General features: G+C 74.3%; 23 protein-coding genes. 8 read left to right on the forward strand and 15 right to left on the reverse strand.

What is annotated here, in order from left to right; translation table 11 throughout:
• Nucleotides 1-59 precede the first annotated feature (59 nt).
• The 4 genes from OG823_RS26375 to OG823_RS26390 are packed head-to-tail and all read right to left on the reverse strand — an operon-like array spanning nt 60 to nt 4,807.
• Complete coding sequence (locus tag OG823_RS26375; protein ID WP_371482375.1) at nt 60-1,529, reverse strand: GH1 family beta-glucosidase; 1,470 nt, start codon at nt 1,527-1,529, stop codon at nt 60-62.
• A gap of 48 nt (nt 1,530-1,577) precedes the next feature.
• Entirely contained in the window at nt 1,578-2,480 is a 903-nt protein-coding gene (locus OG823_RS26380; protein ID WP_371482377.1) for a carbohydrate ABC transporter permease, read from the reverse strand.
• A 5-nt stretch (nt 2,481-2,485) separates the two neighbouring features.
• The gene (locus tag OG823_RS26385; RefSeq protein ID WP_371482378.1) at nt 2,486-3,439 is read right to left on the reverse strand and encodes a carbohydrate ABC transporter permease; all 954 of its coding nucleotides are present in this window, start codon (nt 3,437-3,439) and stop codon (nt 2,486-2,488) included.
• Nucleotides 3,440-3,499: 60 nt separating this feature from the next.
• Nucleotides 3,500-4,807, reverse strand: a complete 1,308-nt coding sequence (locus tag OG823_RS26390; RefSeq protein WP_371482380.1) for an extracellular solute-binding protein — start codon at nt 4,805-4,807, stop codon at nt 3,500-3,502.
• 373 nt (nt 4,808-5,180) lie between these two features.
• On the opposite strand from OG823_RS26390, the gene OG823_RS26395 reads away from it, so the two are divergent.
• On the forward strand, nt 5,181-8,117 hold the full coding sequence (locus OG823_RS26395) for a glycosyl hydrolase (RefSeq protein ID WP_371482381.1): 2,937 nt from the start codon (nt 5,181-5,183) through the stop codon (nt 8,115-8,117).
• Nucleotides 8,118-8,220: 103 nt separating this feature from the next.
• Here the strand turns inward: OG823_RS26395 and OG823_RS26400 are convergent, their stop codons facing one another.
• Nucleotides 8,221-9,222, reverse strand: coding sequence for a LacI family DNA-binding transcriptional regulator (locus tag OG823_RS26400; protein ID WP_371484664.1), 1,002 nt, complete (start codon nt 9,220-9,222; stop codon nt 8,221-8,223).
• A 276-nt stretch (nt 9,223-9,498) separates the two neighbouring features.
• Between OG823_RS26400 and OG823_RS26405 the strand changes: the two genes are divergently transcribed.
• A complete protein-coding gene (locus tag OG823_RS26405) occupies nt 9,499-11,175 on the forward strand; it encodes a DNA-3-methyladenine glycosylase 2 family protein (protein ID WP_371482383.1) in 1,677 nt (558 codons plus the stop codon).
• Nucleotides 11,172-11,681, forward strand: a complete 510-nt coding sequence (locus OG823_RS26410) for a methylated-DNA--[protein]-cysteine S-methyltransferase (RefSeq protein ID WP_371482385.1) — start codon at nt 11,172-11,174, stop codon at nt 11,679-11,681. Before OG823_RS26405 ends, OG823_RS26410 begins: the two co-directional genes overlap by 4 nt.
• Nucleotides 11,682-11,821: 140 nt before the next feature.
• Here OG823_RS26410 and OG823_RS26415 read toward each other — a convergent pair whose 3' ends face one another.
• On the reverse strand, nt 11,822-12,526 hold the full coding sequence (locus OG823_RS26415) for a MarR family winged helix-turn-helix transcriptional regulator (RefSeq protein ID WP_371482386.1): 705 nt from the start codon (nt 12,524-12,526) through the stop codon (nt 11,822-11,824).
• A gap of 179 nt (nt 12,527-12,705) precedes the next feature.
• Between OG823_RS26415 and OG823_RS26420 the strand changes: the two genes are divergently transcribed.
• Entirely contained in the window at nt 12,706-14,307 is a 1,602-nt protein-coding gene (locus OG823_RS26420; RefSeq protein WP_371482388.1) for an MFS transporter, read from the forward strand.
• 76 nt (nt 14,308-14,383) lie between these two features.
• On the opposite strand, the gene OG823_RS26425 is transcribed toward OG823_RS26420, so the two are convergent.
• From OG823_RS26425 to OG823_RS26435, 3 genes are all read right to left on the reverse strand, one after another.
• Nucleotides 14,384-15,094 carry a DUF305 domain-containing protein gene (locus OG823_RS26425; RefSeq protein WP_371482390.1) on the reverse strand — a complete coding sequence of 237 codons (711 nt, stop codon included), beginning with the start codon at nt 15,092-15,094 and terminating at the stop codon, nt 14,384-14,386.
• A 14-nt stretch (nt 15,095-15,108) separates the two neighbouring features.
• A complete protein-coding gene (locus tag OG823_RS26430; RefSeq protein WP_371482392.1) occupies nt 15,109-15,792 on the reverse strand; it encodes a DUF3105 domain-containing protein in 684 nt (227 codons plus the stop codon).
• A gap of 120 nt (nt 15,793-15,912) precedes the next feature.
• Complete coding sequence (locus tag OG823_RS26435; RefSeq protein ID WP_371482394.1) at nt 15,913-16,437, reverse strand: hypothetical protein; 525 nt, start codon at nt 16,435-16,437, stop codon at nt 15,913-15,915.
• A gap of 434 nt (nt 16,438-16,871) precedes the next feature.
• Between OG823_RS26435 and OG823_RS26440 the strand changes: the two genes are divergently transcribed.
• Nucleotides 16,872-18,935, forward strand: a complete 2,064-nt coding sequence (locus OG823_RS26440; protein ID WP_371482395.1) for a hypothetical protein — start codon at nt 16,872-16,874, stop codon at nt 18,933-18,935.
• Nucleotides 18,936-19,001: 66 nt separating this feature from the next.
• On the opposite strand, the gene OG823_RS26445 is transcribed toward OG823_RS26440, so the two are convergent.
• Entirely contained in the window at nt 19,002-19,604 is a 603-nt protein-coding gene (locus tag OG823_RS26445) for a TetR/AcrR family transcriptional regulator (protein ID WP_371482397.1), read from the reverse strand.
• A gap of 212 nt (nt 19,605-19,816) precedes the next feature.
• On the opposite strand from OG823_RS26445, the gene OG823_RS26450 reads away from it, so the two are divergent.
• The 3 genes from OG823_RS26450 (at nt 19,817) to OG823_RS26460 (ending at nt 20,899) form a co-directional block, all read left to right on the forward strand.
• A complete protein-coding gene (locus OG823_RS26450) occupies nt 19,817-19,942 on the forward strand; it encodes a hypothetical protein (RefSeq protein WP_371482398.1) in 126 nt (41 codons plus the stop codon).
• Between the two features lie 170 nt (nt 19,943-20,112).
• Nucleotides 20,113-20,379 (forward strand): YciI family protein, encoded by a 267-nt coding sequence (locus OG823_RS26455; protein WP_371482400.1) that lies wholly within the window; start codon nt 20,113-20,115, stop codon nt 20,377-20,379.
• A 340-nt stretch (nt 20,380-20,719) separates the two neighbouring features.
• Nucleotides 20,720-20,899 carry a hypothetical protein gene (locus OG823_RS26460; RefSeq protein WP_371482402.1) on the forward strand — a complete coding sequence of 60 codons (180 nt, stop codon included), beginning with the start codon at nt 20,720-20,722 and terminating at the stop codon, nt 20,897-20,899.
• 19 nt (nt 20,900-20,918) lie between these two features.
• Here the strand turns inward: OG823_RS26460 and OG823_RS26465 are convergent, their stop codons facing one another.
• The 5 genes from OG823_RS26465 to OG823_RS26485 form a co-directional block, all read right to left on the reverse strand.
• A complete protein-coding gene (locus tag OG823_RS26465; RefSeq protein WP_371482404.1) occupies nt 20,919-21,314 on the reverse strand; it encodes a MerR family transcriptional regulator in 396 nt (131 codons plus the stop codon).
• Between the two features lie 110 nt (nt 21,315-21,424).
• Nucleotides 21,425-22,450, reverse strand: coding sequence for an NADP-dependent oxidoreductase (locus OG823_RS26470; RefSeq protein WP_371482406.1), 1,026 nt, complete (start codon nt 22,448-22,450; stop codon nt 21,425-21,427).
• Nucleotides 22,451-22,605: 155 nt separating this feature from the next.
• Entirely contained in the window at nt 22,606-23,643 is a 1,038-nt protein-coding gene (locus OG823_RS26475) for an agmatine/peptidylarginine deiminase (RefSeq protein ID WP_371482408.1), read from the reverse strand.
• An 82-nt stretch (nt 23,644-23,725) separates the two neighbouring features.
• On the reverse strand, nt 23,726-25,429 hold the full coding sequence (locus OG823_RS26480) for an urease subunit alpha (protein WP_371482410.1): 1,704 nt from the start codon (nt 25,427-25,429) through the stop codon (nt 23,726-23,728).
• 97 nt (nt 25,430-25,526) lie between these two features.
• The gene (locus OG823_RS26485) at nt 25,527-26,237 is read right to left on the reverse strand and encodes an urease subunit gamma (protein WP_371482412.1); all 711 of its coding nucleotides are present in this window, start codon (nt 26,235-26,237) and stop codon (nt 25,527-25,529) included.
• Between the last annotated feature and the right edge of the window lie 403 nt (nt 26,238-26,640).

Raw genomic sequence — 26,640 nt, forward strand, 5'->3', positions numbered from 1 at the left:
TGCCGTACGGCCGCCCGGGGCCCTGACGCCCCGGGCGGCCGTACGGGCCGGTGGGTCGGTCAGCGGGCGGGCAGCCGACCGGTGCGGATCACCTCGGCGTACCAGCGGGCACTGTCCTTGGGGGTGCGGCGCTGGCTGGCGAAGTCGACGTGCACGATGCCGAACCGCTTGCTGTAGCCGTATGCCCACTCGAAGTTGTCCAGCAGCGACCAGAGGAAGTAGCCGCGCACCTCGGCGCCCTCCTCCATCGCGCGGTGCACCGCGTCCAGGTGGCCGTGCAGGTACTCCACCCGCTCGGGGTCGTGGACGGCGCCGGAGGGGTCGCTGTAGTCCTCGTACGCGGCGCCGTTCTCGGTCACCAGCAGCGGCACGCCGGGCAGGTCGTCCCGGAGCCGGGTGAGCAGTTCGTAGAGGCCGTCGGCGTCCACCGGCCAGTCCATCGCGGTCCGGCTGCCCTCGGCGGGCAGGAACCGCACGCCCTCGTCGGCCGGCCAGGGGGAGAGTGCGCTGGCGTGACCGTCCAGGCGCGGCGCGGGGGCGGCCGGGTCGTCGGCGGCGACCACCGTCGGCGTGTAGTAGTTGATGCCCAGCGAGTCGATCGGGCGGGAGATCTCGGCGAGGTCGCCCTCCCGGACGAAGGACCAGTCGGTGACGTGCGCGGTGTCGGCCAGCACGTCGGCCGGGTAGTGGCCGTGGAAGACCGGGTCCAGGAAGATCCGGTTGGCCAGGCCGTCGATCCGGCGGGCCGCGTCCAGGTCCGCCGGGGAGTCGGAGAGCGGGCGGACGGCCGCCAGGTTCAGGGTCAGCGAGACCTGGGCGCCGGCCGGCAGCTCGTCGCGCAGCGCCGCGGTGCCCAGGCCGTGCGCGAGCAGCAGGTGGTGGTGCGCGGTGAGGGCGGCCGCCGGGTCGGTCCGGCCGGGCGCGTGGATGCCGGCGCCGTAGCCGAGGAAGGCGCTGCACCAGGGCTCGTTGAGGGTGGTCCAGGCGGGGATCCGGTCGCCCAGCCGGCGGGCGGCCAGGGCGGCGTACTCGGCGAAGCGGTACGCGGTGTCGCGCTCGGTCCAGCCGCCCCGGTTCTCCAGCACCTGGGGGAGGTCCCAGTGGTACAGCGTGGCGACCGGGGTGATGCCCCGGGCGAGCAGTTCGTCCACCAGGCGGTCGTAGAAGTCCAGGCCCGCCTCGTTGGCCGGGCCCTCGCCGGCCGGCTGGATCCGCGGCCAGGCGAGCGAGAACCGGTAGGCGCCCAGGCCGAGTTCGGCCATCAGCGCGACGTCCTCGCGGTAGCGGTGGTAGTGGTCCGCCGCGATCTCCCCGGTGTCCCCGTTGCGGACCCTGCCGGGGATGCGGCTGAAGGTGTCCCAGATGGAGGGGGTGCGGCCGTCCTCGCTCGCGGCGCCCTCGATCTGGTACGCGGCGGTGGCCGCGCCCCAGAGGAACCCGGGCGGGAAGGCCGGACCGGCCGCGAGGGCCGGTCCGCCGGCCGGTGCGGGCCGCACCGGAGTGGTGGTGGGCAGGGCTTCGACGGACATAACGCCTTCCAGAAAGGGGAGTGGGGACGGGGGTCGGTCCTCGGTGGGTCAGCCCTTGACGGCGCCCTGCATGATGCCGCCGACGATCTGCCGGCCGAGCAGCGCGAACACCACCAGGACCGGGAGGGTGCCGATCAGGGTGCCGGCCATCACGATCGACTGGTCCTGGACGTAGCCCTGACCCAGCGAGCGCAGCGCGACCTGCACCGTCGGGTTCTGCGAACTCAGCGCCACGATCGGCCAGAAGAAGTCGTTCCAGGTGGCCATGAAGGTCAGCATGCCGAGCACCGCCATGCCGGGACGGGCCACCGGCAGCACGATGGACCGGAAGATCCGCAGGGACGAGGCGCCGTCCACCCGGGCGGCCTCGATCAGCTCGTCGGGCAGCGCCTGGATCAGGAACTGCCGCATGAAGAAGACCCCGAACGCGGAGACCAGGGACGGCAGGATCACCGACGGCAGCTTGTTCTGCAGATCCATCTTGACGATCACCATGAACAGCGGGATGACCCCCAGCTGCGGCGGGATCATCATCGTGCCCACCGTGACGGCGAGCAGCAGCCCCCGGCCCCGGAACCGGAGCTTGGCGAAGGCGAAGCCGGCCAGCGTGGAGGAGAGCACCACGCCCAGCGTCACCGTGGACGCGACGATCAGCGAGTTCACCAGCGCGGTGCCGATGGCGGCCTGCTGGAGCGCCTCGCCGATGTTGTGGAACAGGTTGCCGCCGGGGGTGAGCGCGGGCCGGGCCGAGCTCATCTCGGCATTGGTGCGGCTGGCGCCCACCAGTGTCCAGTAGAACGGGAACACGAACAGCGCGGTGGCACCGATCAGGACGGCGTAGGCCAACGGGCCGCCCTGCAGCGGCGAGCGCCTGCGCAGCCACGCGATCCGGGGCCGCTCGGCGGAGTGGGGCTCCCGGACGCGCAGCTCCGAGGTCTGAACAGTCGTCATGTCACTCACCGGTCCGTACGGTTGCGCCGGGCGGCGATCGCCGCGTTGGCCAGGGCCAGCAGCACGATCAGCAGGAACATCACCCAGGCGACCGCGGCCGCCCGGCCGAGGTGGAAGAAGCTCCAGCCCTGCTCGTACATGTAGAGGCCCAGGGTCTGGTACTGGTGCGAGACGCCGCCGCCCGCGTTGCCCTCGTAGAGCAGCGGTTCGCCGAACAGCTGGGTCGCGCCGATGGTGGAGACCACCACCGTGAAGATGATCGTCGGGCGCAGGCCGGGCACGGTCACGTGCAGGAACTGCTTCCAGCGCGAGGCGCCGTCCATCGCGGCGGACTCGTACAGCTCGGTCGGGACGGCCTGCATGCCGGCCAGGTAGATCAGGGCGTTGTAGCCCGTCCAGCGCCAGGTGACGATGGTCGAGACGCCGATCTGCGAGGCCCAGCTGTTCGCCTGCCAGTCCACCGGGTCGAGTCCGACGCTGCTCAGGGCCCAGTTGAGCAGCCCGTAGTCGCGGCCGAAGAGCTGCGCGAAGACGAGCGTGGCCGCGGCCACCGAGGTCGCGTACGGCATCAGCATCGCGACCCGGAAGAAGGTGCGGCCGCGGAGGCGGTAGTTCAGCAGGTGGGCCAGTCCGAGCGCCATGATCAGCTGCGGGACGGTGGAGAGCACCCCGATGGTGAAGGTGTTGCGCAGCGCGTTCCAGAAGAACGGGTCCTCGAACAGGCGGGTGTAGTTCTGGAACCCGACCCAGTCCATCCGGTCGGAGGTCTGCAGTTCGACCCGGTGCAGCGAGACGTACGCGGTGTACAGCAGCGGGAAGAGGCCGAAGGCCGCGAACAGGACGAAGAACGGCGCCAGGTAGCCGTAGGGCGCGGCGCGGGTGCCCCGCCGGGCGCGGGGCCGGCCCCCGGGGACGGCCGCCGCGGGGCGGGGGCTTCGGTCGGTGGTACTGATGGCCATGGTGGTCCTTCGGTGGGCCGGGTGGTCCGGGCCGGCGGGGCCCGGACCACCGGTGGTCTGTCAGTTCCCGCTGGCCTTCTTGACGTTGTCCAGCGCGTGCTGCCAGGCGGCGTCCGGCGCGGTGCCGGTGCGCTCCACCTCGCCGAGGGCGTCGGTGAACGCCTTGCCGACCACGCCGTCCTCGGTGCCGAGCACCTGGGCGGGCATGTTGGCGGCCGACTCGCTGAAGATCTGGCCGATCGGCGCGTTGTTGAAGTACGGGTCCTGGATCGACTTGATGTCGGCCTGGGCGTCGGTGCTGGAGGGGAAGGACCCCTGCTTGGTGAACACCTTGACCTGCTGCTCCCGGGCGGTCAGCCAGGTGATCAGCTCGGCGGCCGCCTTCTGGTGCTTGGAGGTCTTCGGGATCGCCAGGTAGGAGCCGCCCCAGTTACCGGTCTTGCCGGGGCCGGCCGCGATGTCCCACTTGCCGGCGAAGGCGTCGCCGGCCTGGCCCTTGATGTAGCCGATCATCCAGGCGGGGCAGCTCAGGGTGGCGAACTTGCCCGTGGTGAAGGCCTTGTTCCACTCGGGCGTCCACTGCGGGAGCTTGGCGGAGAGGCCGTCGGCGACGAGCTTGGTGGAGTCCGCCCAGGCGCTCTTCACGGCCGCGCTGCTGTCGTAGACCGGCTTGTCCGACTCGTCCGCGTAGCGGACCTTCTGCTGGCCCACCTCGGCGGTGAACATGCCCGCCGCGCTGTCCGTCCAGGCGTTGCCCGCCTCGGCCTTGCCGACGTACTCCTTGCCGAGTTCGAGGTAGCCCGCCCAGGTGGACCACTTCGCGGCCAGCTCGGTGCGGTCGGTGGGCAGGCCGGCCGCCTTGAACAGGTCGGTGCGGTAGCAGATCGCCTCCGGGCCGATGTCGGTACCGGCGCCGAGGACCTTGCCGTCGGCGGTCTTGACGGCGGCGGCCTTCCACGGCACCAGGCCGTCGTTGACGGTGCCGGCGCCCACCGTCTTGAGGTCGACGAACTTGTCGGCCTGCTTCTGCAGCACGCTGGCGACCCGGCCGACCTCCAGGCCCTGGATGTCGGCGAGCCCGCCGCCGCCGGCCAGTTTGGTCTGCAGCGCCTGCCAGTACTGGCCCTCGTCCTGGGTGTCGCTCTGCTTGATGGTGACGTTCGGGTGCAGCTTCATGTACTCGTCGTAGAGGCCGGTCTCCTTGAACCCGAAGGTGCCGAAGAGGTCCACGGTGAGCGTGACCTTGCTGTCGGCGGCGTCCGTGGACCCGCCCGCGGAGCCCGAGCTGCAGGCGGTGAGGAGGAGCATGGCGGCGAGGGCAGCGGTGCCGAGGGAGGCGGCGGTGCGGCGGGCTCTGAAGGTGGGCATGGAAGCCTCCTGGCTTCGTCCGGATTCATCGGCACTGGGTGGAGGGCTGGGTGAGGGGGACAAGAGAGCGCTCTCATCGAATGGGCTTGAGAGCGCTCTCAAGCGCTGTCAGGAGATTGCCGGGCGGCACCACCCGCCGTCAAGGGCCCGAAATCCGACCGTGACCTAGCGCTCGGCCGGGCCGGGCGTGTCGGCGCCGTGATTCGGGACGGTTTCCGGCCGGTCTCGTCCAGGTCATTGACAGCCCGGCGGCCGGGCCTTACCTTCCGGAATTTGAGAGCGCTCTCACCTGGCCCTTTGCGGGGATTCCCCACCGGTGGCTCTCGCCCGTGCCACCGTCCCGGACTCACCCCACCCCCACGAGGTGTCCCGAATGAAGCCGCTACGCCAGCTCCGCCGGCCCACCGCAGCCGTGGCCGCGCTGACCCTGGCAGCCGCCGCCGCGCTGACCGCCACCGTCGCGACCGCGAGCGCCTCCGCCGCGACCGTCCCGGTCGGACTCGGCGGGTACCGCGACGCCCGCCCGGCCGGCACCGTCGGCCCGAGCAACTCCGACGGCGCTCCCGTGGCCCCCAAGGTCACGCCGAGGACGGCGGGCCGGGCGGCCCCCACCAACGACTGGTGGTCCTCGCTGATCTACCAGCGCTACGCGGGCAACCCGTACAGCGAGAACATGTACGCCAACCCGTACACCTTCAAGGCGGGCGCCTCGGGTCTGGAGGTCGGCTACCCCACCAACCCGACCGTGACGCCCGACGGCCGCCAGTACGACTTCACCCACACCAAGGACCTCACGCTCGGCGTGGCGGGCCTCAACTCGCCCGACACCAAGGTCGACGGCTGGTCGGACTGGACCGTCACCCCGTACTGGGCCGACGGCACCCGCACCTTCAGTGCCACCATCGGCCACGGCATGCCCTACGTCTACGCCCACGCCACCGGAGGCGCCGCCCAGGTCACCACCGCCTCCGCGCCCGCCGTCTGGTCGAACCAGGGCAACGTGCTCGGCATCACGGTGGCCGGCCACACCTACGCGCTGTTCGCCCCGACCGGCGTCAACTGGACCGTCAGCGGCAGCACCATCAGTGCCGACCTCGGCGCCAAGGACTACTACTCGGTCGCGGTGCTGCCCAGCCAGGCCGACCTCGCCACCTACCGGAATTACGCCTACAACTTCGTCACCGACACCAAGGTCGCCTGGGACTACCAGCCCACCGCCGGGACGCTGCGCACCACCTACACCGCCACCACCACCCCGCAGGAGGGCGCCGGGACGGGCACCCTGCTCGCCCTGTACCGCCACCAGTGGCTGGTCACCGGCGATCCGCTGACCGCGCTCAGCTACACCTCGCCCGAGGGTGTGATGAAGGTCCGCGAGGGCTCGTCCTTCACCACCACGCAGAGCGTCAACGGCATCCTGCCCTCGCTGCCGGACGTCGGCTCCTACGACCGCGCGAAGCTGTCCGGCTACCTCCACGCGGTGGCCGACCTGCCGGATCCGTTCATGGGCTACAGCGACACCTACTGGGTCGGCAAGGCACTCGGGCAGCTCTCCCAGCTGATCCCGATCGCCGACCAGCTCGGGGACACGGCGACCCGCGACAAGCTGCTCGGGCTGGTCAAGGGCAAGCTGCAGGAGTGGTTCGCCGGGACCAACTCGGCCTCCTTCGCGTACGACAACGTCTGGAAGACGCTGATCGGCTACCCCGCCTCCTACGGCACCGACTCCGAGCTCAACGACCACCACTTCCACTACGGCTACTACATCCAGGCGGCCGCCACGGTGGCGCGCTACGACGCCGCCTGGGCCGCCGACTCCGCCTGGGGCGGCATGGTCAAGGTGCTCGCCAAGGACGCCGCCAACGCCGACCGCAACGACGCCCGCTTCCCGCTGCTGCGCAACTTCGACCCGTACGCCGGCCACGGCTGGGCCTCCGGCCACGCGGGCTTCGGGGCCGGGAACAACGAGGAGTCGTCCTCCGAATCCCTCAACTTCTCGTCCGCGCTGGTGCTCTACGGCTCGGCCACGGGCGACACCGCCATGCGCGACCTGGGCGTCTACCTCTACACGACCGAGGCGAGCACGGTCGAGCAGTACTGGTTCAACGCCGACAAGCAGACCTTCCCCGCCTCCTTCCAGCACGGCACGGCCGGCATGGTCTGGGGCAGCGGCGCCGCGTACTCCACCTGGTGGACCGCCGCGCCCGGCATGATCCACGGGATCAACGTCATCCCGGTGACCGGAGGTTCGCTCTACCTGGCCCGGCGTCAGGACGTCGTCACCGCCAACCTGGCGGAGCTGAAGGCCGAGAACGGCGGCCGGTTCACCGACTGGCGCGACCTGCTCTGGGAGTTCCAGGCGCTGGCCGATCCGGCCGCCGCCAAGGCGAACTGGGACGCCGGGAACGCCGGTTACACGCCCGAGGAGGGCGAGTCCAAGGCGCACACCTACCACTGGATCTACAACCTCGCGACCCTCGGCACCCTCGACCCGGCGACCACCGCCGACAGTCCGACGGCGGCCGTCTTCGTGAACGGCGCCACCAGGACGCACGTGGCGCACAACTACACCACCGCCTCCCGGGTCGTGCGGTTCTCGGACGGCTACGGCCTCACCGTGCCGGCCAGGTCCACCGCCAGTGAGCGCGGGTCGTTCACGGACGGCGGCAGCGGCGGCGCCGACCCGTCGCCGACGGCGAGCGCCTCGCCGTCGCCCACGGCCTCGCCGAGCGCCTCGCCGTCCGCCACCGCCTCGCCGTCGCCCACCGCCTCGCCGACCGCCTCACCGACCGCCACCGCCACCGCTCCCGCCACCACCGGCACCCTGTACCTGCAGCCCGGCGGGGCGCTGACCGGTGCCAACGGCACGGCGGCGGCCTCCGCCACGATCGCCTCCGGCGGCGGTCTGAACCACGACGGCGCCCCGTACCAGCCGCTGGTGTACCAGGTCACCAACCTCACCGGGACGCTGAAGCCGGGCGGCGCGACGGACTTCGACCTGTACGTCGACGCGGGCGCGAGCGTCGGGCTGGCCCCGCAGGTCAGGGTCTCCTACGACCTCACCGGTGACGGCAGCTACGACCGGGTCGAGACCTACCGCTACTTCGCCACCGACCCGGTGACGGGCTGGGAGCGCTACACCGGGGCCGCGGCCGGGCTGCAGTCGGCCACCGGCACGCTCGGCAACCTGAACAAGGGCACCGTCCGGGTCGAGGTGTGGCCGGCCCTCGGCAACGCCACCGCACAGCTCCGAGTCGGCGCGAGCCAGGCCCAGGGCAGCGTCTCGGTGCTGCGGATCCCGTTCGGCTGACCCGCCGCCGAACCCTCCCGAACGGCCGTCCCACCGGCCGGCGGCGGGCCCGGAGTCCTCGACTCCGGGCCCGCCGCCGTGCGTCCCGGGCCCGGGCGGCCCCTCACGCCGTCGCCCGCACCACCAGCCGGGTCGGGATGATGATCGAGGTCGGGCCGGAGACGCCCGGGCCGGCCAGTCGGCGCAGCAGGAGGCGGGCCATCAGCCGGCCCATCTCCTCGATGTCCTGGCGCACGGTGGTGAGCGGCGGGTCCGTCCAGGCGGCGATCGACTCGACGTCGTCGAAGCCGACCAGCGCGACGTCCTCCGGCACGCGCCGGCCGTGCTCGCGCAGCACTCGCAGGGCGCCCGAGGCCATCGCGTCGGAGGCCGCGAAGACGGCGTCCAGGTCGGGCCGGCGCTCCAGCAGTTCCGTCATCGCCCGACCACCGCCGTCGGCGGTGAAGTCCCCCTCGGCGATCAGGTCGGGTTCGCCGTCGGGGAGCAGGTCGCGGTAGCCGTCGAGGCGGTCGACGGAGGAGGTCTGGTCGAGCGGGCCCGTGATGGTGGCGATCCGGGCGCGGCCCAGCGCCCGCAGGTGCTGGACGGCGAGGCGCGCGCCGCCGCGGTTGTCACTGTCGACGTAGAGCAGTTCGCGGTCGGCCTCGGCGCCGGGCCAGCCCGGGCGGCCGCCGATCACGGTGGGCAGCCCGACCCTGCGGGCCATCTCCGGCAGCGGGTCGCTGTGGTGCAGGGAGAAGAGCAGGGCGCCGTCGACGTGGCCGCCGGCCAGGTAGCGGCCGACCCGCTCGTAGTCCTGCTGGTCCTCGACCAGCAGCAGCACCATCTGGTTGTCGGCCGCGGACAGCTCGCGGCTGATCCCGCGCAGGTGCTGGGCGAAGAACGGGTCGGAGAAGAGCCGGCTCTCGGGCTCGGCCACGACCACGGCGATCGCCCGGTTGCGACGGGTGACCAGGGTGCGGGCGGCGAGGTTGGGCACGTACCCGAGTTCGTCCACGGCCTGCTGGACCTTGGCCCGCAGCGACTCGCGCACGCCCGTTCCGCCGTTGACCACCCGTGACGCGGTGGCTCGGGAGACTCCGGCGCGCTCGGCCACGGATTCCAAGGTGGGTCGCGGGAGTGCGCCGACGGGCTGTTGCTCGGTCACCGGTGGTCCCTTCGAGTGCCGCGGTCCGGAGGTCCAGCCTATCGGGTGCGGAAAATGCTTTGAGAGCGCTCCCATGACTTCGTCCCGCCCCGTGGCGGAGCGCCGGACGCGGACGGTGCCGCGGACGACGCTGCCGAGACCGCAAACCCGCATCGTACGTCCGGGCGGCGCGCGCCGACGGCAACGTCCGATTTCCGCCAGTCGGGACGCGGGCGGTGCCGCAGACTGGACAGCGTGATCGACGACGACATGCGGTACCGAGCGGTGGACAGCCGGGACGCCCGTTTCGACGGGGTGTTCTTCACGGCCGTCACCTCGACGGGCATCTACTGCCGCCCCAGCTGCCCGGCGGTGACCCCCAAGCGCGCCAACTGCACCTTCTACCGGACCGCCGCGGCCGCCCAGGGGGCGGGCTTCCGGGCCTGCCGCCGCTGCCGCCCCGACTCCGTCCCGGGCTCCCCGGAGTGGAACCACCGGGCCGACCTGGTCGGCCGCGCGATGCGGCTGATCGGCGACGGCGTGGTGGACCGCGACGGCGTGGCGGGTCTGGCCGGCCTCCTCGGGTACAGCTCCCGCCAGCTCCAGCGCCAGCTGACCGCCGAGCTCGGCGCCGGTCCCATCGCGCTGGCCCGCGCCCGCCGCGCGCAGACCGCCAGACTGCTGCTGCAGACCACCGAGCTGCCGGTGACCGAGGTCGCCTTCGCGGCCGGCTTCTCCTCCGTCCGGCAGTTCAACGACACCGTCCGCGAGGTCTACGACCGCACGCCCAGCGGCCTGCGGGCGGAGGTCGCGGCCGGCCGCCGCACCGCGAGCCCGGCCGGCGGGCTCGCGCTGCGCCTCGCCTACCGGGGCGCGCTCGACAGCGGGCACCTGATCGACTTCCTGGCGCTGCGCGCCGTCCCCGGCGTGGAGGAGGTCGTCCCCGGCGCCCGGCCTGGGGTGCGCACCTACCGCCGTACGCTCGCCCTCCCGTTCGGGCACGGCATCGCCGAGGTGGACGGTCTGGCGGCCGGCGAGTCCCGGACCCGGGGCTGGCTGGACTGCCGGCTCCGGCTCGCCGACCTGCGGGATCTCACCACCGCCGTCCACCGGCTGCGCGCGCTGTTCGACCTGGACGCCGACCCCGACGCGGTGGACGAGCAGCTGGGCGCCGACCGGCTGCTCGGCGCGGCCGTCCGGGCCCGGCCCGGTCTGCGCTCGCCCGGGCACGTCGACCCGCACGAGCTGGCCGTCCGGGCCGTCCTCGGTCAGCAGGTCACCGTCGCGGCCGCCCGCACCCTGGCGGCCCGGCTGGCCGGGACGTACGGGGCCGCGCTGCCCGCGCCGAGCGGTGGACTGACCCGGCTGTTCCCGACGGCCGCCGCGCTGGCCGGCGCGGACCCGGCCGACCTCGCGATGCCGGCCGCCCGCAAACGGGCCCTGACTGGGCTCTGCGCGGCCCTGGCCGAGGGCGCGGTCCGGCTGGACGGCGGCGTGGACCGCGAGCAGGCCGCCGCCCAGCTGCTGGCCCTGCCGGGCATCGGCCCCTGGACGGTCGGCTACCTCCGGATGCGGGCGCTCGCCGACCCCGACGTGTTCCTGCCGGGCGACGTCGGCGTGCGACACGGCCTGCTGCGGCTCGGCGCCGCCGGGGATCCGAGGAGCGCCGCGGCGATCGCGACCGGCTGGGCGCCCTGGCGCTCGTACGCGGTGCACCGCCTGTGGGTGCTCGCCTCGAACCAGGCGGCGGACGCCGCACCGTACACCGGGACGGACGCCACGCCGTGCGGCGGGGTGGAAACCCCGACGTACACCGGGACGGACGCCACGCAGTGCAGCGGGGTGGAAAACCCGACGGCGACGGGCACCGCGGTGACCGAGGACGGACAGCCGGCGGAGTCGGCCCGAGAAGCGGAGTGTGAAACGGCATGACCACGGTCTTCACCACGATGGACAGCCCGCTGGGACGGCTGCTGCTGAGCGGCTCCCGGGACGGCGACGGGCCGGCGGCCCTCGCCACGGTGACCGCCCCCGGACAGAAGGGCGCTCTCGCCGAGCCCGCCGACGACTGGGAGTACGACCCGGAGGCGCTGGCGCCGGCGGTCGAGCAGCTGACGGCCTACTTCGCCGGCGAGCTGACCGCCTTCGACCTGCCGCTGGCGCCGGTCGGCACGGAGTTCCGGCAGCGGATCTGGGCGGCGCTCGACGACATTCCGTACGGTGCGACCGTCACCTACGGCCAGCTGGCCGCGATGGCCGGCCAGCCGCCCCAGGCGGTGCGGGCGGTCGGCGGCGCGGTCGGCGCCAATCCGCTGCTGGTGATCCGGCCCTGCCACCGCGTGATGGGCGCGAGCGGCGCGCTGACCGGTTTCGCGGCCGGGGTCGACCGCAAGCGGCGGCTGCTGGATCTGGAGGCGCAGCGCGCGACGCTGTTCTGAGCCCTGCTCCGGGGCGCTGTTCCGGGCCCTGCTGCGCGACGGTGTTCCGCGCCCTGCGGCGGGGGGACGTCCGTCGGGGCCGCCCTCGGGCCGCGGGGGCGGGCGGACGGGGTGCTCGGGCCGCGACTCGGGCCGCGGGGTCAGGCGGAGGACGTGCCCGGGCCGGGGGCGGCGAGTGCCCGGGCGAGGCTCTCCAGGCCCGGCAGCGCCGCCATCACGGCCTCGCGCTCGGTGGGGGAGAGGCTGCCGAGTGCGTCGGCGATCCTGCGCTCGTGCGCCCGCTGCCAGTCCTCCAGCTGCCGGTGGCCGGCGTCGGTGAGGGCGATCCGCGCGGTCCGGCGGTCCCCGGGGTCGGCCTGGCGGTCGACGAATCCCGCCTCCAGCAGCTTGCTGATCAGCCCGCTGACGGTGTTCGGCGCCAACCGCTGCCGGGCCGCCAGTTCGCCGACCCGCAGGGGCGCGGCGGCCAGCGTCTGGAGGAGTTCGATCTGCGCCATCGGCAGCGACTCCCACGGGTAGTCGGTGCGGATGCTGCTGCGCAGGGCGCGGCGGAGCCGGGTGACGACGTCGGTGAGCAGCCGGGCGCGCTCGACCGCGAGCGGGGCGCCCGCGCCGGAGGTGTCGCGATCGGGACCGTGGTGGTCCGGGGTGCCGCGGTCCGGGCCGTCGTGGTCCGGGCCGTCGTGGTCCGGGCCGTCGTGCCCGCCGTTTCCGTCGTCCGGGATCGCGCGCGCCGGTGCCGGGGTCCGGTCCGCCGGAGCGGACACCGCGCGGACCGGAGCCTCGCCGGGTGCCTCGGAGTGGGCGTCGGCGCTGGTCGGATCGGGTTCGGGCAGTGGCGGCATGGCCGAAAGCGTAGCGCTTCGCCCGGCGCGGTCCGGTGGCGAGGTCACGGAGCCGGTCGCGCCGGGGGCGGTCGGGGCGGTCGCCGGGGACGGCCTCCAGGGAGATCATCGGGGACAGAGAGGATCTTCGAGCGATAAGGTCGTCAGCAGAACAGCTCGGTGTCAGATATATTTTTCTCATGAGCGCCGACCGCCCCCTCCCCTCGCCCTCGTTCGGCGTCCGGCTGCGGGAGAGCCCGCTGTTCGCCGAACGCGCGCGCCCGCGCGGGGTCGCCCGCTGGCGGTACGCGCACTGGTTGGCCGTCGGCACCGTCTGCCTGGGGGCCTTCCTCGGGCAGCTGACCGCGAGCATCACCGCCCTGGTCTTCCCGGCCCTGGAGCACCACTTCGGGGCGGGCCCGGCGACCGTCGAGTGGGTCGCGCTGGCGTACCTGCTGGTGCTGGTCGCCCTGCTGGCACCGATCGGGCGGCTGTCCGATCTGGTCGGCCGCAAGACGATGTACCTGTGGGGGTTCGCCGTCTTCGCCCTCGCCTCGCTCGGCGCGGGCTTCGCCGGGAGTCTGGCCCTGCTGGTGGCCTGCCGGGCCGTGCAGGCGGTGGGCGGGGCGATGATGCAGGCGAACAGCGTCGCCCTGGTCGCCCGGGGCGTGCCCGGACGGGCGATGCGCGGCGCCCTCGGCGTCCAGGCCGCCGCGCAGGGGCTGGGCCTCGCCCTCGGCCCCACCCTCGGCGGGCTGCTGGTCCAGCACGCGTCCTGGCGGTGGGCTTTCTGGATCAACGTGCCGATCGGTGTGCTCGGCATCCTGGCCGGCTGGTTCCTGCTCCCCAGGACCCGGCCCGAGGCCGCACCGGGGCCGTCCCACGAGGCACCGGGCCGGTCCGCTGCCGAGGCACCGGGCCACGCCGGTGCGCCGATTGCGTCGGGCGGGGGCCGGTTCGACCTCCCCGGGCTGCTGCTGCTCGCCGGTGCCTCCGCGACGCTGCTGCTCGCCCTCTCGGCCGCCTCCGGCCTGCCGGTCCCGGCCTGGGCGGCGGTCGCGCTGCTGCTCGCCTCGGTGGTCCTGGGGCACGCGCTGGCCCGCCGGGAGCAGCGCGCCGAGCGGCCGATCATCGCGCCCGGCCTGGTCAGCACCCCAGGGGTCCGGGCCGGTCTGGTGGTCGCGCTGCTCGGCTACCTGCTGCTGTTCTGTCCACTGGTCCTCGGCCCGATGATGCTGGCCGGAGCGGGCCTGCCGACCGCCCGGGCCGGGTTGGTGATCACCCTCCTGCCGGCCGCCTTCGCCCTCACGGCGACCCTCGGCGGCCGGCTGCTGCCCCGGCACTGGCCGGACGGCACCCGCTGCCGGTGGGGCGCCGGGACGGCCGGGGCCGGGCTGGCCCTGCTCGCGCTGCTCCCGGCCGGGGCCACGCTCCCGCGGCTGATCCCGCCGGGGGTGGCCCTGCTGGTGATCGGTGCCGGGCTGGGTCTGCTGCTGCCGGCCAACAACGCCCTGGTGATGCGCGCCGTGCCGGCGGAGTGCTCGGCCCTGGGCGGCGGCATGGTGAACATGGTCCGCAGCCTCGGGACGGCGCTCGGGACGGCGCTTCCGGTCCTCGGTGTGCACCTGGCCGGGCCCGCGCTCGGGGGCCGGGCGGTGCTGCTCGTCCTGGTGGTGCTCGCCGGGTCGGCCGTGGTCCTCGGCGGGGCCGGCGGCGGTGCTCCCGGCCCGACGGGCACCGACGGGAGGGCCCCGCGCGGTCGGCCCTCGGGCGGGGACCGGACCGGGGTGCGGCGGACGTAGCCCGAAGGCCGTCCGCCGCACCCCGGTGCGGTGCGCGTGCGGTGCTGCGCGTGCGGTGCGCGTGCGGTGCGGGTGCTCAGGAGGTGGCCGGCTCCGCGCCGCGCTCCGTGAGCATCTCCGTGATCAGCTTGATCTCGGAGGTCTGGCCGATGACCATCGACTGCGCGAGCCGCTTCTCCGACTCGTTCTTCGCCAGGTCGACGTAGCCCTGCGCCATCGCCACCCCGCCCTTGTGGTGCTCCAGCATCAGCTGCAGGTAGTAGACCTCGGCCTCCCGGCCGCTCAGGCCGCGCAGCTTGTCGAGCTGGGTGTTGGTGGCCATGCCGGGCATCAGCGAGCCGTCGTGGGCCTGGTAGGCGTGGCCCATCTGCATCCACGCCATCGGCTTGGCCGCCGAGGACTGGGTCAGCCCCCACTGGTCGAGCCAGCCCATCATCATCCCGCGCTGGTTCGCCTGGGTGTTGATGATGTCGAAGGCCAGGTTGCGGACCGGCACGTCGGCGGTCCGGTCCCGGACGATGAACGACAGGTCCACGGCCTGCTGGTGGTGGACCGACATGTCCCGGGCGAACCCGGCCTCGGGAGAGCCGTCCGCCGGAGCGACCGCGACCGTGCCGGAGGCGCTGCTGCTGGTGCCGCTCGCCACCAGGGCGGGCACGCCCAGGCAGAGCGCCACCGCCGCCGCCAGCGCCGCCGGCCACCACAGCTTGCGGCGCCGCGCGGAGGTGATCCGCGGGTCGCTCACGTCCGAGGACCGCTCGGCCGGGGTCTTCCGCTCGGAGCTCATCGCGTCGCCCCCGGTCACTGCGGGCCGGTGCAGGACGCGCCGGGCTCCTGGGTCTGCTTGCCCTGGACGTACTTGGAGAAGAACTCGCCCACCCGCGGGTCACTGGCGCTGTCCAGCACCAGCTGGGTGCCCCAGGCGCTGAGGGTGATGGTGCCCGGCTCGTCCGGGTAGGGGCTCATCAGCGAGTACGGGGTCGCCTGCACCTTGTCGGAGAGCGCCTTGATGTCGTCCGGCGTGGCCTTGGCGTTGTAGGTGACCCAGACCGCGCCGTGCTCCAGCGAGTGCACCGCGTTCTCGTTCACCACCGGCTGGTCGTAGACGTGGCCCATGCAGTCCAGCCAGACCGGGTTGTGGTCGCCGCCGACCGGGGGCGTCTGGCCGTACGTGACCTTGGTCTGGACGTGGTTGCGGGTCAGGTTGTCGTACGTCTTCACGCCGTCGATCGGCTTGTTCGCGGCCGCCTCCGCGGCGGCCGCCTTGGCCTTCTTCTTCTGGTTCGCGTCGGTGACGATCCAGGTGCCGGTCGCCACCGCGCCGATCACCACCACACCGGCGACGACCCCGGCGATCACCTTGTTGCGGCGGTCGCGACGCTGCTCCTCGGCGCGCAGCTCGGCGATCCGGGCCCGGCGGTCCAGGCCGGTCTGCTTGCCGGACGGCTTGTTCGAGCTGCTCGACTGCTTCGAGGCGGAACCCATGGAGATGTCCTTGTCCCCGTCGTGCGCTCTGGGCACGACGGCGTGAGAGATGGAGGAAGGCGCGGAGCCGTCGGCCCGGATCGCCCGTGGGTGCGGGCGCGGACCGGCGGTGGGTTCCGCTCAGGATCTGTGGATCTGCAATTCGTGCAGGTCGGGCGCGAGACGGTGGGCGACCGGGGTGCCCGGGCGCGGGGTCTCGGGCAGCGCGTCCACGGTGACCAGCCGGGGCAGGGTGCCGGGCACCGGCTGCGGCGGGGCGTTCGGAAGCTGCGACTCCTGGGCACAGGACGGGTGGCTGGAGCACCCGTTGTTGTTCCGGGGCAGGCCGTCCAGGGCCGAGCACCAGGTGTGGTCCGGCCGCTCGTCGGCGTACCGGACGGCCGGCTGTCCGTGGTGCGGGGCGCCCGAGGCCACGGTCGCCGCGAGTGCGGCGGCCCGCCCGGTCGGGGCCGCGTCGCGCGGGGCGGCGGTTCCGGTCGGCGTGGCGTCGGCGGTGCCTGCTCCGGGGGCGGTGGCGCGCGGGCCGACCGGTCCGGTGGCCGGCGCGAGCAGCGCGCCCGCCTCACCTGCGGCGGCCTGGGCGCTGGCGGCGCACGGGAGCACGGTGAGCAGTCCGACCAGGAGCAGCGACCACAGAGCGCCCACCGGGCGGCCCGCGGCTGCGGCCCTCCCCGGCCGAGGTGCTCTGGGCGCCGACGCGGTCATGCGCACATATTAATCAGCCGAACGAGTGAAGCGATGCCCCCCTCGGGCCCCGAATTTCCGTACGCCCCCGCCCGGGAGCCCGGGTGTCGGCTCCCACGGCACCTCCGGCGACCGACCGGTGGGCGGCCCCGGACCGACAGCGGACACGGGCGGTTGCGGCACGGCGGTACACGTCGGATGCCCACCGGCCCCTTCGGCCCGGTTCGTCATCAGGGGCGCCCGTGGGTCCCCCGATCGGTGCGGCGTTGTCCCCGAATGCCGGACACCGTCGGTGCGCACGGGGAGAATGACGTCGAGTCCGGGACGCGGTCAGCCCGCTCGGCAGAGCCGCCGCGCCCGCCGGGGGACGGCAAGCACCGACCAGGAGTCGCCAGATGAGCAACCAGGGCGCACCCGCCCAGCACCGGCCGGAGGACGACTGGTGGCACGCGGTGTACGAGGGGCCGGCCGGCACCCTCCCGGACACGCCGGGCGCCGTGGCGGGGGAGGGCAGCGTCGACGACTGGTTCGCGACCGCCGCCGGCCTGATCGGGGCTCAGCGCACCGCCGAGACGGGCGTGCCCGCCGAGGTGACGGGCTCGGCCGACGGGAGCGCGGACCGGTCGCCGCGGATCTGGGCACAGGCCGGCGCCGAGACGGCGGGGGTGGACGCGGAGCGGGCGCAGGCGGGCCCGGCGACGGTGAAGGCCGACCCGGCGCCCCGGGATTCGGCTCCGCGGGATTCGGCTCCGCGGGATTCGGGGCCCCGGGATTCGGCTCCGCGGGATTCGGATTCGGGGCCCCGGGACCCTGCGGCCGAGGGAGCACCGCCGGTGGCGGCGGTCGACCGGCCAAGCCTGGACGACTGGTTCGACACCGCCCTGGGCGTGATCGGCGTGCAGCGGCCGAGCGGGAGTGCCCCGGGGCCGGTGCCCGCCGAGCGCGAGACGGAGCCAGCCGCGTCGGCCGCGCCGCCCGTGCTTGAGCCGCCCGTGCTCGGGCCCCTCGTGCCTGACGCGCCCGCGCCTGAGCCGCCCGCGTCGGACGCGGCCCGGAGGCCGGTCGGTGCCCGCAGCTCCGCGCCGGTCGAACCGGTCGGGCCGGACGAGACGCACAGGTTCCCGGCACCCTTCTGGGCCGGCCGTACCGTCCCCGCAGCGGAGCGGATCCCGGAAGTAACGCCTGACGCGGTGCCGGACGGGGCGCCGGCCGAGGTCCCGGCCGAAGGCCGCGCAACCGTTCCCGTACTCGCCGGCCCGGTCGTCCCGGCGGCGGAACCCGCGCCCGCCGTCTCCTCGGAGGAGCCCGCTCCGGCCGGGGCGCCCACTCCCGTCAGATCCACCCCTCCCGCCGTGCCGCCCACTCCCGTCAGGTCGGCCCCTCCCGCTGTGCCGCCCGCTCCCGTCAGGTCGGCCCCTCCCGTGCCGGCCGTCCCCGTCCGTCCGGCAGGCCGCGCTGGGGGCGCCGAACCGGCGGCGCCCGCGCCGCCGCACGTGGGGGAGCGCCCGCCCACCTACGGCCCGGAGCCGACCGCCGTCCCGGCCGCCGATCCGGAGGCGCTGGGCGTGATCGTCCCCGACACCGCGCTGGAGGGGGCGCAGTACGCGTCGGCCACCCTGCGGGCCGCCTCCGTCCGGGGCGACTCGGCCCGCCACCGGGGCGAACCCCGCCGCGACAGCCTGCTGGTGACCCGCTTCGGCGACGGCCCCGACGGGCTCCTCCTCGCCGTCCTCGGCGGCTACGGCCGTACCGAGGGGCAGCGGGAACCGGCCCCCCAGGAGGTGGCCGCCGCCACCGCCGAGGCCTGCCGACAGCTCGCCTCCGCCGTCGGCCGCAGCCGCGCCGAACTCGCCGCCGACCTTCGTGCGGGCGCCCGGGACCGGCTCCGCTACGGCCTGCAGCGCCTCGCCACCGGTGCCTGCGCGCCGCTGCGCGCCCTGGTCACGGACACCCCCGTGCCGGTCACGGAGGCCCACTCCCTCCTCACCGACGCTCCCGAGCCGCCCGGTGCCGAGACCCGGGACGAGTGGCCCGAGCAGCCCCCACCGGGATCGCTGCACTGCCTCCTGCTCTCCCTGGACCCGGAGGCGGCCTACCGCGCGGCGTTCGGGGTGGGGCCGGGTGGTCTCTACCTGCTTCGCTCCGGCCACTGGATCGACGCGTACGCCGCCCGCCTGCTGCACCACCCGGACGGTCACCCGCCGGTGCCCGCCGAGGCGGTGCCCGATCCCCGTCCCTTCCGGTTCCGGCTGGTGCCGGCCACGTCCGGCGACATCCTGGTGCTCTGCACGCCCGGCCTGGCCGGGCCGATCGCCGACGAGCCCGCCGTCGCGCACTTCCTGGCCTCGCACTGGGCGCACCCCCACCCGCCGGGTACGGTCGACTTCCTCCGTCAGGTGCAGGTCCGGGCCAAGGGGTATGCCGACGACCGGACGGCCGCCGCACTCTGGACAGAGTGATCCACGAGCGGGCCCGCCGCCTGGCCCCCGGGCCCCGTCACCCCTGGGCCGCCTCCGCCGGGCCGGTCAGCGTCGGCCGAGCAGCGCCGCCGCGCCGGCGGCCGTCTGGGCCAGCGCCTCGGTGCGGCGGGCACCGGGCAGCCCGATCGCCAGCGGAACGGCGAAGCCGTCCAGCAGCGCGCGGAGTTGGACGGCCCGGTCGTTCGCCGGTCCGGGGGTGAACGCCCCGCAGGTCGTCCCCTCCTCGATCAGCGCGACCAGGTCGGCCTGCCAGGGGCCCTCGATGTCGAGCTGGCCCTGCCGGATCTCCGCACTCGCGGGCGAGCGCCCCCAGACCTCGACCCAGAGGATCCACCGGGGGTCGCCCGGGCCCTCGGGAAGGTACAGCCGCCGGTACTCCGAGAGCCGGTCCCACACGTCGTCCTCGGAGCGCGCCAGCGCGGCCTGCCGACGGCTGCCGAGCTGCTCCTCGCTCCAGCGGAGTGTCTCCAGCAGGAGCTGGTCCTTGCTGCCGAAGTAGTAGAGGAGATGGCCGGCGCTCATCTGGAGCTGCTTCCCGAGGCCCGCCATGGTCAGCTTGGCGAGCCCGTGCTCGGCGATCGCGGCCCGCGCGACGGCGAACACCTCCTCGCGGGGGCGCGCCGGGCGGCGCGGCCGGGGGTCCGCCATGGTGTGTTCTCCTCCTGCTGCCGGTCGACCCTCACGATACGTGGCCCGGTCTGCCGACCTCGCGCTCCGTGGAGGCGCCGCCCGGTCTTGACGGCGGGCACGGCCGGCGCCGGAGGACCGCCCTGGCAGGCCGGTACCCAGGTGGTGCGGTCCTTCAGGTTCGAGCCGAACGCGTGGGTGGATGCCGGATCGGGCCCGACGGTCAGCACGGTGTGCGCGCCGGCGACCGCAGGCTCCTGGTCGATCTCACGACCACCGACCACCGACCACCGACCGCCGACCACCGCCGCCGCACCGGCCGCGCCCTGGACCGCTTCTGCGAGCTCTGCCGGCACTGAACGAAGCCGGCCTCGCACGCGATGGCCGTGGGTCGCCGCTCCGAGCTGCCCGCAGACAGGAGCCGTCCGAGGTCTGACGGAACGGCCCCGCGGACCGCCGCGACGACACCCGCCCGACCCTCCGCGCCGGTGAACCGGCTGTTCAGGGGCCAGGCGGTACCGTCGGCACCATGATGATCGTCGAACTCGCCCTCACACTCGATCCGGAACGTCTCGCCGCGCGCCCGGCCCACCGGGAGAAGCTGGCCGTCCTGCACGCGGACGGGCGGCTGATCGCCGCCGGGCCCTGGGAGGGGGACACCGGCGCCCTGCTGCTGTTCGACGTCGAGCGACCGGAGTTGGAGCTCATCCTCGACGCCGACCCGTACTACAGGACGCCCGGCGTCGAGGTGGCGGCCGTCCGCGAGTGGAACCCGGTGTTCGGCCTGTCCCGCTGACCGCGGCGGCCCCCGCTCGTCACCCCGTCCGGCCCCCGCGGCGTCCCGGGCGTCCCGGCCCCGGCATCGCCTGCGGAACGGGAGCCGTCCGTCACCCCGTCCGCCTCGGCGCTGCCCGGCCCGCCTCGCCACCGCCCGGGCGGCCGTCGGGGCGGCCCGGAACCCGGCTCGCGGCCGCCCGATCCGGGCCGGTCGGCGCCCGCCCGAAAAGCGGCCGGGCGGCCGGTTGGCGAGCCCGATCATCCCGCGACACTTACCCCTGGTAAGCCACTTGACCTGCGGGCCGGATCAGCCGATACCCATCAACGGCAGCTGAACTCGCACCCGAGAGGCCCCCGTGATGTGGCTCCGCATCCTGACCGCCGCAGGCATCCTCCTGGTCGCCGCGAGCGCGGTGTTCGTCCTCGCCCGGTGCACCTCGGGCGCCGCCGGTGAACGAGCCGGACCGACCGAGCCGGACACCCGGACGTCCGCCGTCGAGAGCGGGCTGATCCCGGGGCCGGAGGAGGAGTGCTTGTGACCGGCCGCAGCGGTCGCGGTCAACCGGTTCCGGAGGGCCGCCGCGTGAGAGCGCCGGAGGCGTGCAGGGCGAGGCTCTCGCGCAGGTGGGCCAGCCGGTCGATCTCGGCGTCGAGGGCCGCCAGCCTGCGGCCGACGACCCCGGAGCCGGGCGAGCCGGGTTCGACGGAGCCGCACCGGGGCGGCGGGTCCTGGCCGAGCAGGTGCAGGCGGTCGGCGCAGCCGCGCAGGTCCTCGATGGTGAGCCCGAGGGCCAGCAGCTCGCGGATGACCCGCACGCGGGCGATCTCGCCCGGCCCGTACTCCCGTTGCCCGGAGGACGTCCGGACGGGCGGGGGCAGGAGTCCGCGCTGCTCGTAGAGCCTCAGCGCCCTCGGTGTGGCCCCGGCCGCAGCTGCCGCGTCGCCGATCCGCATGCTGTCCCCCGCTCCCCGAACTCCGCCGTGGACCGCCCCCGGCCGGTGCCGCGCAGCCACCGCCGGCGTCACGACGCCCGGCGACTGCACGACGACGGCGCCACAACTCCCTACGGTTCCACGACGACGGCGCCGAAGTGCCTGCCCTCGATCATCTCCTGCAACGCCTGCGGCGCGCGATCGATGCCCGCGATCCGGGTGTGGGGGAAGCGGATCTCTCCGGAGCGCAGCCAGTCGCCGAAGCGGCCGGTCCACTCCCGCTCCACGTCCGGGTGGTCGGCGCCGCTGTATCCGCGCAGCGAGACGCCCTTGACGACCAGGCGGAAGGCGTCGATCTCCACCGGTGCGCTGCCACCGGCCAGTTGCGCCGACAGCTGCCCGGACAGCGTTCCGACCAGGACGAACCGCGCGCCCTGCCGGGCCGCACCGAGTGCCGCGACCAGTTGATCGCCGGCCACGGTGTCCACCAGGACGTCGACACCCTCCGGCGCGGCCTTCGCGAGCTGCGCCGCGATCGGCTCGCCCCCACGCAGCAGGACCGCGTCGTAGCCGAGTTCGGCAACCAGGCGGTCGGCCTTCGCGGGCGAGCCGGTGGTGCCGATCACCCTTCCGGCGCCCAGCAACCGGGCGATCTGCCCGGCGAGCGATCCCACGGCTCCCGCCGCGCCGGTGACGAGGACGGTGTCGCCCGCGCGGACCTCGGCGAGCCGGGTCAGGGCGCCGTAGGCGGCCGACCCGGGGGAGAGGTGGGCGACGGGATCGGGCAGGGTGCCGTCCAGCGGGGTGCAGTCCGCGGCGGCGACCAGGGCGTACTCCCGCCAGCCGAGCAGGTGGGACACCATGTCGCCGATGCGCAGCGGGCTCCCCGCCGCCGCGGCCACGACCTCGCCGACGGCGGGCCCGAACAGCACGTCCCCGCTGCGCAGCGGCGGCAGTGGCACGCCCTCGACCTCCCCGCCGATCAGCGTCCGCAGGCCGGGGAAGACCAGGAAGTGCCGGTTCCTGACCAGGACCTGGCCCGCCCCGGGCACGGGCAGGGGCGTCTCGACGACCGCGAGGTGCTCCCTCCCGGGCAGCCCCTCGGGGACGGTGGCGAGTCGGACTTCGCGGGACGTACGGGGCAGGGCTTCGGTCACGGTCGTCTCCTGGGCGGGCTCGGGACAGCGTCGGCGCACTCCGGCGACGACAGGCCGTGGGCCCGCGGCCGCCGGAGTGCGCCGACGCTAACTCCTGACCCGCGGGTCAGGGTCAAGCCGATCCCGTCCCTGTCCCGCACGAACCTGACGGTGGCTCAGGCAGTCGGCTGCTGCTGGGTGATGCAGTGGATGCCGCCTCCGTTGGCGAAGATCTCGCGGGCGTCCACGAGCTCCACCGTCCGGCCGGGGTAGGCCTCGCCCAGGATGTCGGCGGCCTGCTGGTCGCGCGGGTCGCCGAAGGCGCACAGGACGACCACGCCGTTGGCGACGTAGTGGTTGACGTAGGAGTAGTCGACGGGCTCGTCGTCCTCGTCGAACAGCACGGTCGGGGCCGGGAGTTCGATGACCTGGAGGGTGCGGCCACCGGCGTCCGTGGAGGTCCGCAGGATGGTGACCAGGTCCTTGCAGACCTCGTGGTCGGGGTGCGAGGGGTCGGGCTGGACGTGGGCGACCACGACGCCCGGCCGGACGAAGGAGGCGACGATGTCGATGTGGCCGCGGGTGCCGAACTCGTCGTAGTCGCGGGTGAGTCCGCGCGGCAGCCAGACGGCCTTGGTGGTGCCCAGCTGGGCGTGCAGTTCGGCCTCCACCTCCTCCCTGGTCCAGTCGGCGTTGCGGCCCTCGCCGAGCTGGACCGTCTCGGTGACCAGGACGGTGCCCTCGCCGTCGACGTGGATGCCGCCGCCCTCGTTGATGAGACGGGAGGCGAAGCGCCGCACGCCGGCCAGGCCGGTCACGGCCTCCGCGACGTGCCGGTCCTTCTCCCAGCTCGCCCAGGACTGCGCGCCCCACCCGTTGAACACCCAGTCGGTGGCGGCGATCCCGCCCTTGCCGTCGATGAGGAAGCTCGGGCCGATGTCCCGCATCCAGGCGTCGTCCAGCGGTCGCTCCACGAGCTCGACCTGCTCGGCGACGTACCTGCGGGCGTCCTCGCTCTCACCGGTGTTGACGACCAGCGTCACCGGCTCGTACCGGACGAGGGTGTTGGCGACCTCGGCCCAGGCGAGGCGGGCGGCGTGCAGGTGCTCGGCGCTGTCGAAGGTCTGGTTGGCGGTGGGGAAGGCCATCCAGGTGCGGTCGTGCGGGGCCCATTCGGCGGGCATCCGGTAGCCGAGCACGGCGGGAGTGGTCATGAGGGTGGGATCCTAAGCGGTGGGGGAGGGACGGCGGGTGGTGCCGGGTCGCGCGGGGCGCCGGCTCACTGGAGGTACGGGCTCACAGGAAGTACAGGCGGCTGAGCGAGACGCTGTCGGCCGGCTCGGAGCGGATGGGGGAGCCGTCGAGCGAGACCAGGCCGGTCTCGGCCACCTGCACGTCGCCGATCCGGGCGTTGCGGACCATGTCGCGGGGGCCGATGCCGCGGGTGTCGCGGACGGCGACGCGGCGGCGGCGGGTGGGCATTTCGTCGCCGTTGTCGGTGGCGGCCCGGGCGACGAAGGCGACGGAGAGGTCGGCGGCGGTGGCGCCGTGGGCGCCGAACTGGGGGCCGAGGACGAGGGGTTCGCAGCGGTCGGTGGAGGCGTTGGGGTCGCCGGTGACGCCGTAGGCGGGGAAGCCGGCTTTGAGGACGAGTTGGGGTTTGGCGCCGAAGTGGTCGGGGCGCCAGAGGACGATGTCGGCGAGTTTGCCGATCTCGAGGGAGCCGACCTCGTGGGCCAGGCCGTGGGCGATGGCGGGGTTGATGGTGAGTTTGGCGATGTAGCGCAGGACGCGGTCGTTGTCGTCGCCGTGGGCGGTGGTGCCGTAGGAGCCGGTGCCGTCGAGGGGGCCGAGTTCGTTCTTCATCTTGCCGGCCATGGCGAAGGTACGGCGTACGGTCTCGCCGGCGCGGCCCATGCCCTGGGCGTCGGAGGAGGTGATGCCGATGACGCCGAGGTCGTGCAGGACGTCTTCGGCGCCCATGGTGCCGGCGCGGATGCGGTCGCGGGCCATGGCGGCGTCGCCGGGCAGGTCGGTCTTGAGGTCGTGGGCGGAGACGATCATGCCGAAGTGTTCGGCGAGGGCGTCGCGGCCGAAGGGCAGGGTGGGGTTGGTGGAGGAGCCGATGACGTTCTCGACGCCGGCCATCTTGAGGACGTTGGGGACGTGTCCGCCACCGCAGCCCTCGATGTGGAAGGCGTGGATGGTGCGGCCTTCGAGGACGGCGAGGGTGTCCTCGACGGAGAGGCATTCGTTGAGGCCGTCGGTGTGCAGGGCGACCTGGACGTCGTGTTCCTCGGCGACGCGCAGGGCGGTGTCCAGGGCGCGGGTGTGGGCGCCCATGTCCTCGTGGACCTTGAAGCCGCAGGCGCCGCCCTCGGCGAGGGCCTCGATGAGGGGGGCGGGGTCGGAGGAGGAGCCGCGGCCGAGGAAGCCGATGTTGACGGGCCAGGCGTCGAAGGCGTTGAAGGCGTGGCGCAGGGCCCAGGGTGAGTTCACCCCGACGCCCCAGACGGGGCCGAATTCCTGGCCGATGACGGTGGTGACGCCGGAGGCGAGGGAGGCTTCCATGATGCGGGGGGACAGGAGGTGGACGTGGGTGTCGATGGCGCCGGCGGTGGCGATCATGCCTTCGCCGGAGACGATGGTGGTGCCGGTGCCGACGACGACGTCGACGCCGTGGAGGGTGTCGGGGTTGCCGGCGCGGCCGATGGAGGCGATCCGGCCGTCGATGAGGCCGATGGAGGTCTTGCGGATGCCCTGGATCGCGTCGATCACCAGGACGTTGCTGATCACCACGTCGCAGGTGTCGCGGACGGCGGCGGCCTTCAGGTGCAGGCCGTCGCGGGCGGTCTTGCCGAAGCCGGCCAGGAACTCCTCGCCCGGCTCCTGCGAGTCCGTCTCGACCCGTACGATCAGGCCGCTGTCGCCCAGCCGGATCCGGTCCCCGGCCCGCGGACCGTGCACCGAGATGTAGTCATGGGGCGTGATCGCGCTCATGCTCCCACCTCGCCGCACCCGGCGGGGCGGGACCGCCGGGCGGCTCCGTCCGGTCGCTCTGCCCGGGTCCGGGGCCGGGGGTGCCCCCAACGCTCGCTCATGACTCGACCTCCGTGTCGTCGAAGCTGATCAGGTATCCGGTCGCGCGGGCCTTGCCGAGCGCGGCCTCCTTGGCGCCGGGGGCGTCCAGCGGGCCGTCGACCAGGCCGGCGAAGCCGATCGCCACCCGTTGGCCGCCGATCGGGACGAGTCCGACCTCCACGGTGGCGCCCGGGTCGAAGCGGACGGAGGACCCGGCCGGGACGGCCAGGTGCGTGCCGTAGGCCGCCGCCCGGTCGAAGGCGAGGCGCGGGTTGGCCTCGAAGAAGTGGAAGTGCGAGGTGACCGAGATCGGGACGGCCGAGGTGTTGTGGACCGCCAGCACCACCGTCTCCTCCACCGGGTCGTAGCCCTCGCCCGCGCCGATCAGGGCACCGCCGGGGGCGCCGTCCCCGAGGGAGCCCGCTCCCCGGAACGGGTCGTCGACCACGGCGAGCCGGGTGCCGTCGTCGAACACGGCCTCGACCTGGACGACGGTGACCACGTCCGGTACGCCGGGCAGGACGTCCTCGGCGGTGAGCACGCTGCGGCCGGCCTCGATGGCCTCGGCCAGCCGGCGGCCGTCGCGGGCCGCCTCGCAGACGGCGTCCGCGATCAGTGCGTGCGCCTCGGGCACGTTGAGGCGCACGCCCCGGGCGCGGCGGGCGCGGGCCAGCTCGGCTGCGGTGAAGATCAGCAGCCGGTCCCGCTCGGTGGGGGTCAGTCGCACGGTTCCTCGCTAGCGGTCGACGGTGTGCCGGGGCGGGCCGGCGGGGGCCGGTCGGTCCGGCCCGGGAAAGTTAGAACGGCGTTCAAACATCCCCGGCTCATTGAACCCGGACGGGGCCGCCCTGTCCAGCCTCGCCGGGGCGCGGCCGCACTCCCTCCAGCCTGGCGCCGCCCCGGGCGGCCCGCCCGGGCGGAGGTCGCGCGCCGCGCCCGGGCCTCGTCCGATCAGCGTTCCCCCCTCACCCCCGGCGCGGGAGCCGCCGCGCCGGAGCGAGCGCCCCGGTCCGCGCGCGGCGGTCCACCGGTCCACCCGTTTGCCGTAGCGGATCGACGGGCGCGGCGGACGGCGACCGGGAGGGCCCTACGTCTCGCAAACCTGTCCGAGGCCGGGGATCGGATCACGC

It is taken from the genome of Kitasatospora sp. NBC_00315, assembly GCF_041435095.1.
Classification (GTDB): Bacteria; Actinomycetota; Actinomycetes; order Streptomycetales; family Streptomycetaceae; genus Kitasatospora.

Coding starts and splice junctions, on each gene's coding strand:
- OG823_RS26460 (WP_371482402.1), top strand. CDS start 20,720: ATGTGGCTCCGCATCCTGACCGCCGCAGGCATCCTCCTGGTCGCCGCG.
- OG823_RS26415 (WP_371482386.1), bottom strand. CDS start 12,526: ATGCCGCCACTGCCCGAACCCGATCCGACCAGCGCCGACGCCCACTCC.
- OG823_RS26430 (WP_371482392.1), bottom strand. CDS start 15,792: ATGGGTTCCGCCTCGAAGCAGTCGAGCAGCTCGAACAAGCCGTCCGGC.
- OG823_RS26440 (WP_371482395.1), top strand. CDS start 16,872: ATGAGCAACCAGGGCGCACCCGCCCAGCACCGGCCGGAGGACGACTGG.
- OG823_RS26385 (WP_371482378.1), bottom strand. CDS start 3,439: ATGGCCATCAGTACCACCGACCGAAGCCCCCGCCCCGCGGCGGCCGTC.
- OG823_RS26455 (WP_371482400.1), top strand. CDS start 20,113: ATGATGATCGTCGAACTCGCCCTCACACTCGATCCGGAACGTCTCGCC.
- OG823_RS26425 (WP_371482390.1), bottom strand. CDS start 15,094: ATGAGCTCCGAGCGGAAGACCCCGGCCGAGCGGTCCTCGGACGTGAGC.
- OG823_RS26465 (WP_371482404.1), bottom strand. CDS start 21,314: ATGCGGATCGGCGACGCGGCAGCTGCGGCCGGGGCCACACCGAGGGCG.
- OG823_RS26445 (WP_371482397.1), bottom strand. CDS start 19,604: ATGGCGGACCCCCGGCCGCGCCGCCCGGCGCGCCCCCGCGAGGAGGTG.
- OG823_RS26420 (WP_371482388.1), top strand. CDS start 12,706: ATGAGCGCCGACCGCCCCCTCCCCTCGCCCTCGTTCGGCGTCCGGCTG.
- OG823_RS26395 (WP_371482381.1), top strand. CDS start 5,181: ATGAAGCCGCTACGCCAGCTCCGCCGGCCCACCGCAGCCGTGGCCGCG.
- OG823_RS26410 (WP_371482385.1), top strand. CDS start 11,172: ATGACCACGGTCTTCACCACGATGGACAGCCCGCTGGGACGGCTGCTG.
- OG823_RS26390 (WP_371482380.1), bottom strand. CDS start 4,807: ATGCCCACCTTCAGAGCCCGCCGCACCGCCGCCTCCCTCGGCACCGCT.
- OG823_RS26380 (WP_371482377.1), bottom strand. CDS start 2,480: ATGACGACTGTTCAGACCTCGGAGCTGCGCGTCCGGGAGCCCCACTCC.
- OG823_RS26480 (WP_371482410.1), bottom strand. CDS start 25,429: ATGAGCGCGATCACGCCCCATGACTACATCTCGGTGCACGGTCCGCGG.
- OG823_RS26375 (WP_371482375.1), bottom strand. CDS start 1,529: ATGTCCGTCGAAGCCCTGCCCACCACCACTCCGGTGCGGCCCGCACCG.
- OG823_RS26475 (WP_371482408.1), bottom strand. CDS start 23,643: ATGACCACTCCCGCCGTGCTCGGCTACCGGATGCCCGCCGAATGGGCC.